The organism is Thalassospira lohafexi (assembly GCF_002844275.1).
Classification (GTDB): Bacteria; Pseudomonadota; Alphaproteobacteria; order Rhodospirillales; family Thalassospiraceae; genus Thalassospira; species Thalassospira lohafexi.
In genome coordinates, this window is the sequence record NZ_NXGX01000003.1 from 617,167 (window position 1) to 625,011 (window position 7,845).

Here is a 7,845-nt window from a genome sequence, read left to right on the forward strand (position 1 = left end):
CTCTGGTTCGGAGCAGCCAAGATCAATTTCTGTGCCAACCGGGATTGGAAACGAATGCGGGTCATATTCTTCTAAGGGGGAGATCATGCTGTCGGGGGGAAAGGTACTTGGGGGCGGCAGGGACCCAAAAACGCATTATGCCTTTGCGTTGATCAAAATGCTGCCCAAAAAGGCAGCACACAAACAAAAGACCCGCCGGGCGAAAGACGCCGGGCGGGTCAGTGGTCTGACAGGCTGGGTACCGTGCGAACACGGTACCCGTCAGGAAATCGTATCGCTTAGAAGCGCTGCGAACCTTTACCGAATTCCGGATAAGCTTCGAGGCCAAGCTCAGCAGCATCGCTGCCCATTGCTTCGTCTTCTTCGGAAAGACGGATACCAACGGTGAACTTCAGGATCAACCACACGATGCTCGAGGCAACGATGGTGAAGGCACCCATTGCAACGATACCGGTCAGCTGAACACCGAACGATGCACCGTCATTGGTGAACGGAACAGCAAGCGTGCCCCAGATACCGCAAACCAAGTGAACCGAAACTGCGCCAACGACATCGTCGATTTTCAGTTTGTCGAGCAGCGGAACTGCAACAACAACCAGAACACCGCCGATTGCGCCGATGATGATCGCCGAACCAATGGTCGGGGTGTCCGGACCAGCCGTGATCGAGACCAGACCAGCCAGTGCACCGTTCAGTGCCATGGTGAGGTCGACCTTTTTGTAAAGGATCTGGGTCAGGATCATGGCAGCAACAACACCGCCAGCAGCCGCCATCGAGGTGTTGCCATAGATGTTGGCAATCGCGATGACATCAGCACCCGAGCCCATTGCAAGCTGGGAACCACCGTTGAAGCCGAACCAGCCGAGCCACAGGATAAAGGTACCAAGCGTTGCAAGCGGCAGGTTGGAGCCCGGCATCGGATGAACCGAACCGTCTGCGCCATACTTGCCTTTACGTGCGCCAAGGATGATCGCACCGGTCAAAGCAGCCCAGCCGCCGACCGAGTGAACAATGGTTGAGCCAGCAAAGTCAGCAAAGCCCATTTCCGACAGCCAGCCGCCGCCCCATGTCCATGCACCGGTGATCGGATACAGAACGCCGGTCAGAACAACGACGAAGATCATGAACGGCCACAGTTTGATGCGCTCGGCAACAGTACCCGATACGATCGATGCTGCGGTTGCAACAAACACCATCTGGAAGAACCAGTCGGATGATGCGGAATAGCCGCCCGAGAAATCACCCGCAAGAGCCGCTGCATCATCAGCACTCCAGAGGCTGATAGAACCGATCCAGCCGGTTACATCCATGTACATCAGGTTATACCCGATAAGGTAGTACATGATGCCTGCAACCGCGAAGAGCGAGATGTTCTTGAGCAGGATGGTAGAAACGTTTTTCGTACGAACCAGGCCGGATTCCAGCATGGCAAAGCCAGCTGCCATCCACATGACCAGTGCGCCACTGAACAGGAAGCTAAAGCTGTTCAGAATGTATTGAGTCTCGGCCGAAACGCCAGCGTCCTGAGCAAAGGCCGGAGAAGCGATTGCGAGAACGGCGGTGCCTGCAAGAGCGGCAAGGCCGGTTTTCTTCATAGGAATATTCATTGTGTCTCCCCTTGTCTCTGGACTTACAGGGCGTCGTCGCCGGTTTCGCCTGTGCGGATACGGACCGCCTGGCTCACATCAAGAACGAAAATCTTTCCGTCCCCGATTTTCCCGGTTTGAGCTGTTTTGGTGATAGCCTCGACAACCTGATCGACCAGATTATCCGTGATGGCGACTTCCAGCTTCACTTTCGGCAGGAAGCTGACCATGTATTCAGCACCACGATAAATTTCGGTCTGGCCTTTCTGACGGCCAAAACCTTTTACTTCGGTGACCGTTAACCCCTGAACGCCCAGTGCGCTAAGCGCCTCGCGGACTTCGTCGAGTTTGAACGGTTTGATGACAGCAGTAACAAGTTTCATATTGTGCGACCTCCCGGCATATCCGTTGAGTACCAACGTGGTAATCACGATTTCGCAGTCTCAACCCTCAAACCAAGAATCGTGCCAGACTCAAAATAATAAATGTAAGTAACTGTTTTAAAACGAAGAAATGTCAAATTTAGTCATTAGTGATCGTGAGGTCGCGATGATGTGCAGGATTAAAATATGCACAGAATCTAAGGTTGTTTAAAAAATGTGCATATTTTTTAATCAACCAAAGCGTCAGAAAAACCTGTTTTAGGTCAAGGCTCTGTCGCAGGGTCGTCGATAAGGTGCCGGCTTTGGAAAGTTACCCCGCAGGGAGTGGGCCAATCGCCAACGGATCGCGTACTTTCTTAAGGTGTTGGTCACAGTGCGGCCTTGTTCGCAGGGGTATAATTTCCTGCATTTTCTTGCCCGCTATGGCGACGCCGGGTAAACATGTGCCAAACGGATAAAAGGTCAGACAAAACAGGTTCACCTGTCGGTCTGACCCCACAGGATAGGGATTTTGCGCCATGCATGATCAGGACGTGATGAAGACGGATGTCATTATTTTGGGCGGTGGCCTGAACGGGGCGGCCATGGCGCTGTCGCTGGCGCACGGTGGGATGAAATCAGTGGTGATTGACTTTGCCGATCCCAAAACCATCCTGAGTGCCAATTATGATGGCCGGACGTGCGCAATTGCTGCCGCCTCGAAATCCGTGCTTGAGGTTATTGGTGCCTGGAAACACATGGCTGACGCGGCCCAGCCGATCCTTGATATCCGGATTGCCGATGGTCAAAGCCCGCTGTTCCTGCATTACGATCATGCTGATCTTGGCGACGCGCCACTGGGCTATATCGTTGAAAACCTTGTGACGCGCGGTGCCTTGTACCGGGCGATTGCCGAAAACGACCTGATCGAGATGTTGGCCCCGGCACGGGTTGAGGATATCGCGCGCGATCAGGGCGGCATGACCATCACCCTTGCCGATGGACGCGCCGTGCGTGCGCCACTTGCCATCGGGGCAGAAGGCCGCAATTCGATGCTGCGCGACTGGGCGGGGATCAAGACATATGACTGGAGCTATAAGCAAAGTGCAGTTGTGTGCACGGTTAAGCATAAGCAGCCTCATAACGGCCTTGCGGTCGAGCATTTCCTGCCGGCAGGCCCGTTTGCCATTCTGCCGATGACGGAAAACCGGTGTTCGATTGTCTGGACCGAAAGCACGGACCTTGGCAATTATCTGGTTAATCTCGATGAAGAAACCTTCACCGACGAGTTGCACCGTCGCTTTGATGGCTATCTTGGTGATCTTGAAGTGATTGGCCCGCGCTTTTGCTATCCGCTGGGGCTTCAGCATGCCTATCACTACACCGATGACCGGATCGCCCTGATCGGGGATGCGGCACATGGCATGCATCCGATTGCCGGGCAGGGCCTTAATATGGGCATTCGCGACGTTGCAGTATTGGCCGAAATTCTGGTCAATGCCCGTCGTCTGGGACGCGATATTGGCAGCATTGATGTTTTGGCCGAATATGCCCAATGGCGCCGGTTTGATAATACGGTGATGCTGGCGGTAACAGATGTGACCAATCGGCTGTTTTCCAATGATATTGCCCCGATCCGCTGGGCGCGTGACATTGGCCTTGCCGTGGTTCAGAAAATCCCGCCGCTTAAGAAAACATTCATGTCACATGCCATGGGATATGCCGGGACTCTGCCCAAACTGATGCAGGGAAAGTCGCTTTAAACAAGCAACCTGCGTCGTGTCCTCTGACCCAATGTGATGAAAAGGGATGCAGGGGTAGAGATAGAGTGCTTCGAACATGCGTTAGGGTTTAATATTTCAGGGTCATTTAAAGTCGTTCAAAATGTTGTCTTTTTTAATGAACCATTGTTGATTTGTGTCAACAAGTCAGCAATGGCTTAGGCGCAGGTTCCCCTCGAGTTAAATTTAATGACAGGGGACAGGACATGACATTTTCCCATAAACTGATGTTGTCGGCTGCTGTGGCGGCAATTTTTGGCGCAACCATGGTTGCCGGTGGTGCAGCACAGGCGCAAACTGCGGAATTCAAGACCAAACAGGCCGGTGATTTTCTGATCCGCGGTCGTGTCATCGGGGTGGTTCCGCAGGAAGACTCCTCTACGGGGGATATTGCAACCGGCGAAGCCAAGGTGGATAACGACTACGTTCCTGAGGTCGATTTTTCCTACTTTCTGACCGATAACATAGCTTTGGAGCTTATTGCCGCAACCACCAAGCATGATGTGAAATGGCAGAATCCGGATGTTGACCTTGGTTCGGTCAATCTTTTGCCGCCGACCCTGACCTTGCAGTATCACTTTATGGCTGATCAGCGTTTCAGCCCGTATGTTGGTGCGGGTTTGAACTACACCATGTTCTACAATGAGAAATCCGGTGCCGCGAATTCGATCAAATACGACGATGGCTTTGGCTATGCGTTCCAGGCCGGTTTTGATTATGCCATCTCAGGCCCGTGGTCGTTGAACGTCGATGTGAAAAAGCTCTTCCTCAATACCGATGTTACAGCAGACCTTGGCGGCACATCGCCTGCCAAAGTTGATGTCGATCTTGATCCATGGGTCTTTGGTGTCGGTGTTGGGTATCGCTTCTAAGTCTTCTCGAAAGCGGATCGAATGTGCCAGAGGGCGGCGACGCAGCCTCCCCGGCCGGTATAGAACGAAAAATCCTAAAAGCGGTCCTGTCATCTGACAGGGCCGTTTTTGTCTTTTCGCTAAGAGGGAAGGAGTATTAGGACGGTTTGCGCGGATCGCGTGACAGGCCACGGGCCTCGAGCGCGCGAAGGTAATCTGCCCATAGGGTATCTTGTGTGTCGTGTAATTCGCGCAGGTAGTGCCAACTGAAAAGTCCGCTGTCATGCAGGTCGTCGAAACTGATGCGGATGGCATAGTTGCCAACCGGAACAATATCTATAACGCCGACATGGCGTCGCCCGGGGATGATTTTCTTTTCCGACGGATGGTGGCCCTGCACCTCGGCCGATGGGCTTTCAACCCGAAGCAGTTCCGCACTAAAGCGTGACGAAACTCCATCATCCCAGACGATTTCCAGAATGTGTTCGTCACGCAGATAATTGATTTCAACTGGTGTGAAATCAGGTGTGAAACCGTCTTTGGCCATGAAGTTTAAGCTGCCTTAATCGTCGATTGCGCGGGCTTCGTCAGGCAGCATGATCGGGATGCCGTCACGGATCGGATAGGCCAGACCGGCTTTGGTGCTGATCAGTTCGTTATTGTCGCGATCATACTCAAGTGCCTGCTTGGTGACCGGGCAGACAAGGATTTCAAGAAGTTTCGGGTCTACCGGGCTGTGGGTCGCGGTCATAATGTGGCCTTCGGTTTGGTGGGCGTCGTGTGACAGGTCTGTGTGGCTTAGTTTGAATTGCTGTGCGCGTGCTTTGGATTGGCATGTGCCGCCATTTCAAGCAAGGTTGTCAGCATATCGCCGCGATCATACAGGGTTGTGCATTCGAGCAAAGCCTGTTTTTCAAGCGGGCTAAGCTGGCAGCCCATCGAAATGGTGGTGATCAACATTTCATCATCGCTGTCGGCCAGCGTATCCCAGCATGACCGCAAGGAATGCTGCGCAAAATAGACTTCCAGTGCCGTGCGCAGGCGATCACGGTTGATCGGTGCGTCGACACTGGGGATGTCCAGGTCATCTTTCCATGCGCTGAAATCACCACGTACAGTGCGGTAGCCGCCCTCATTCTCGGGCAGTTCTTCCACCACATTGAACCGGCAAACACCGGTCAATGTGATTAAAAAACGTCCATCATCGGTTTCGCTGAAGGCGGTAATGCGTCCCGCACAGCCGGTGTTGAAAATCGGCGGATTATCCTGATCAACCAAAAGGCTGGCACGCTGATCCGGCCTTGGCTGGATCATGCCAATCATGCGGTCCTGACCCAATGCATCCGTCACCATATTAAGATACCGCGGCTCAAAAACATTCAGCGGCAGATGCCCGCGCGGCAGCAGCAACGCGCCACCCAGCGGGAAAATCGGCATGGTGTCTGGCAAGTCCGAATACATCGGATCGAAGGGACCGCATATGCTCATGAAAATAACACCGTTGATAATGCTCGGCGTCCGGCGACGCTGGCGGGGTCTGATGGGCCCCATGCTTCAAAGAATTTAAGGAGCTGGGTGCGCCCCGCATCCTCGTTCCATTCACGGTCGGTGCGAATGATGGTGATCATGGCTTTGACGGCATCTTCGCGTTTGTTGGTCGCAAAGCAGGCCATGCCAAGATCGTATTGTGCCTGCAAATCAGAAGGATTGGCGGCAACTTTGGCGCGCGCGGCTTCAAGGTCTTCCGGGCTATATCCGGTTTCGGCCAGTTCAAGCGCACTGATGGCAGCCGCAATCGCGGGTTTGAGGCGATCAAGATCAGACATATTGTCAACGAAGTGGCGGGTTTCTTCAATTTCGCCCATACCAACCATACAGCGGATCATGCCGCCAATGGCAACTTCGTTTTGCTGTTCACGTTCAAGCACGCTGACATACAGGCTATGTGCTGTGGCGTGGTCGTCTTCGGCAAGGGCTGTGGCCGCCTGTTCAAGAATGGCTTCAATCGGGCTTTCAATCGGGCCGCCAGCAAGTTTTTCATAGAATGCGCGCACTTCGCTTTCGGGCTGTGCGCCCTGAAATGCATCAACCGGACGGCCATCCTTAAAGGCATAGACGGTCGGAACGGACTGGATGCGCAACTGCGCTGCCAGTTCCTGATTCTCGTCAATATTGATTTTGACAAGCTTCACCCGTCCACCGGCTTCGCGGGTGACTTTTTCAATCGTCGGCGTCAGGCTTTTGCACGGACCGCACCAAGGTGCCCAGAAATCCACGACAACAGGCACTTCCATAGACGGTTCGATGACGTCTTGCACAAAAGTTTCGACAGATCCGTCCTTGATCAGGTCGGGCGTCGTGTTGGTGGCAGGTTCCGGCGCGTTCGCGTCAAGAATGATGGACATTATCTTTAACTCACTAATTCAGGATTTAAGATGATGTTGCCATTGCCGTCCGACAAGAGGTGTAATGGCAATATTAGGTGTGTATTATACGTCAATATAAAGGACTAAAAGGTTTCTCAGACGTTTAGTTGGACTATTGGTCATCTAATTCGTTTTCAAAATCAATGATCTTTGCGTCATAGCCCAGTGACGAGACGAACCGCAACAGGTCCATAGACTGAATTGTCGTGGTTCGGTCATTCCGCAAGGGGTGAAAGTTCAATTTGTCGCCACTGGCCAGTTTGGCATCAAGTGCCAGATTAACCACGCGATCCTGATCATTGATCAGGGCAAAGGGCGTTACCGACCCCGGTGTCACGCCAAGCGTTTCGATCAGAAGTTCTGGTTTACCGAACGAAAGGCGCGCCGATCCAAGCCGTTTGTGCAGATGGTTCATACGGATTTGCGTGTTTTCCTCGGCCACCACCAACCAAAGAGCGTCCTTTTTGTCTTTGACAAACAGGTTCTTGGAATGCAGACCGGGCAGGTCGCCACGCAAACTCTGCGAATCCTCAACCGTAAACAGCGGCTCATGGCTGTGAGTCGTGGTTTCGATTTCCAGTTTTTCCAGATATTCGAAAAGCAGGGTTGATGGATCGCTCATGCTGTTTTCCTTGTGGATGTGATGCCAGAAGATACCCAAGTTGAAAACCGGACGCAAATTTGCGCAACGATGGTCGGATTTCGGCGATTGGACCCAGTAAAGTCAAGGAAAACCGCCAAAATTTCCGATGTGACACTTTCGTGGAAAAAAGGGTTGCAATCGCTCTTTGTTGGGCTATTATCCGCGCCGCTCCACAGGGGCAGGAAATACTGATGAA

General features: G+C 53.0%; 10 protein-coding genes. 2 read left to right on the top strand and 8 right to left on the bottom strand.

The window, feature by feature from the left end; genetic code table 11:
• Nucleotides 1–278: 278 nt before the first annotated feature.
• Nucleotides 279–1,607: an ammonium transporter gene (amt, locus tag COO92_RS09835; RefSeq protein ID WP_101301692.1), complete on the bottom strand. Its 1,329-nt coding sequence runs from the start codon at nt 1,605–1,607 to the stop codon at nt 279–281.
• Between the two features lie 23 nt (nt 1,608–1,630).
• The gene (locus tag COO92_RS09840; protein WP_007088725.1) at nt 1,631–1,969 is read right to left on the bottom strand and encodes a P-II family nitrogen regulator; all 339 of its coding nucleotides are present in this window, start codon (nt 1,967–1,969) and stop codon (nt 1,631–1,633) included.
• A gap of 518 nt (nt 1,970–2,487) precedes the next feature.
• Between COO92_RS09840 and COO92_RS09845 the strand changes: the two genes are divergently transcribed.
• On the top strand, nt 2,488–3,711 hold the full coding sequence (locus COO92_RS09845) for a UbiH/UbiF/VisC/COQ6 family ubiquinone biosynthesis hydroxylase (RefSeq protein WP_101301693.1): 1,224 nt from the start codon (nt 2,488–2,490) through the stop codon (nt 3,709–3,711).
• Nucleotides 3,712–3,935: 224 nt separating this feature from the next.
• Entirely contained in the window at nt 3,936–4,601 is a 666-nt protein-coding gene (locus COO92_RS09850) for an OmpW/AlkL family protein (RefSeq protein WP_101301695.1), read from the top strand.
• Between the two features lie 136 nt (nt 4,602–4,737).
• Here the strand turns inward: COO92_RS09850 and COO92_RS09855 are convergent, their stop codons facing one another.
• From COO92_RS09855 to COO92_RS22190, 6 genes are all read right to left on the bottom strand, one after another.
• The gene (locus COO92_RS09855) at nt 4,738–5,127 is read right to left on the bottom strand and encodes a gamma-butyrobetaine hydroxylase family protein (protein WP_022732709.1); all 390 of its coding nucleotides are present in this window, start codon (nt 5,125–5,127) and stop codon (nt 4,738–4,740) included.
• 15 nt (nt 5,128–5,142) lie between these two features.
• Nucleotides 5,143–5,331, bottom strand: a complete 189-nt coding sequence (locus COO92_RS09860) for a Trm112 family protein (RefSeq protein WP_022732708.1) — start codon at nt 5,329–5,331, stop codon at nt 5,143–5,145.
• A 47-nt stretch (nt 5,332–5,378) separates the two neighbouring features.
• A complete protein-coding gene (locus COO92_RS09865) occupies nt 5,379–6,068 on the bottom strand; it encodes an LON peptidase substrate-binding domain-containing protein (protein ID WP_101301696.1) in 690 nt (229 codons plus the stop codon).
• Nucleotides 6,065–6,985: a thioredoxin gene (gene trxA, locus COO92_RS09870; RefSeq protein WP_101301697.1), complete on the bottom strand. Its 921-nt coding sequence runs from the start codon at nt 6,983–6,985 to the stop codon at nt 6,065–6,067. The genes COO92_RS09865 and trxA overlap by 4 nt, the downstream gene beginning before the upstream one ends.
• Nucleotides 6,986–7,118: 133 nt before the next feature.
• The gene (locus tag COO92_RS09875; protein ID WP_101301698.1) at nt 7,119–7,628 is read right to left on the bottom strand and encodes a prolyl-tRNA synthetase associated domain-containing protein; all 510 of its coding nucleotides are present in this window, start codon (nt 7,626–7,628) and stop codon (nt 7,119–7,121) included.
• A partial coding sequence (locus COO92_RS22190; RefSeq protein ID WP_206186387.1) for a hypothetical protein occupies nt 7,625–7,845 on the bottom strand: 221 nt, incomplete at its 5' end. The genes COO92_RS22190 and COO92_RS09875, both read right to left, overlap by 4 nt.

Coding starts and splice junctions, on each gene's coding strand:
- amt (WP_101301692.1), bottom strand. CDS start 1,607: ATGAATATTCCTATGAAGAAAACCGGCCTTGCCGCTCTTGCAGGCACC.
- COO92_RS09840 (WP_007088725.1), bottom strand. CDS start 1,969: ATGAAACTTGTTACTGCTGTCATCAAACCGTTCAAACTCGACGAAGTC.
- COO92_RS09845 (WP_101301693.1), top strand. CDS start 2,488: ATGCATGATCAGGACGTGATGAAGACGGATGTCATTATTTTGGGCGGT.
- COO92_RS09850 (WP_101301695.1), top strand. CDS start 3,936: ATGACATTTTCCCATAAACTGATGTTGTCGGCTGCTGTGGCGGCAATT.
- COO92_RS09855 (WP_022732709.1), bottom strand. CDS start 5,127: ATGGCCAAAGACGGTTTCACACCTGATTTCACACCAGTTGAAATCAAT.
- COO92_RS09860 (WP_022732708.1), bottom strand. CDS start 5,331: ATGACCGCGACCCACAGCCCGGTAGACCCGAAACTTCTTGAAATCCTT.
- COO92_RS09865 (WP_101301696.1), bottom strand. CDS start 6,068: ATGAGCATATGCGGTCCCTTCGATCCGATGTATTCGGACTTGCCAGAC.
- trxA (WP_101301697.1), bottom strand. CDS start 6,985: ATGTCCATCATTCTTGACGCGAACGCGCCGGAACCTGCCACCAACACG.
- COO92_RS09875 (WP_101301698.1), bottom strand. CDS start 7,628: ATGAGCGATCCATCAACCCTGCTTTTCGAATATCTGGAAAAACTGGAA.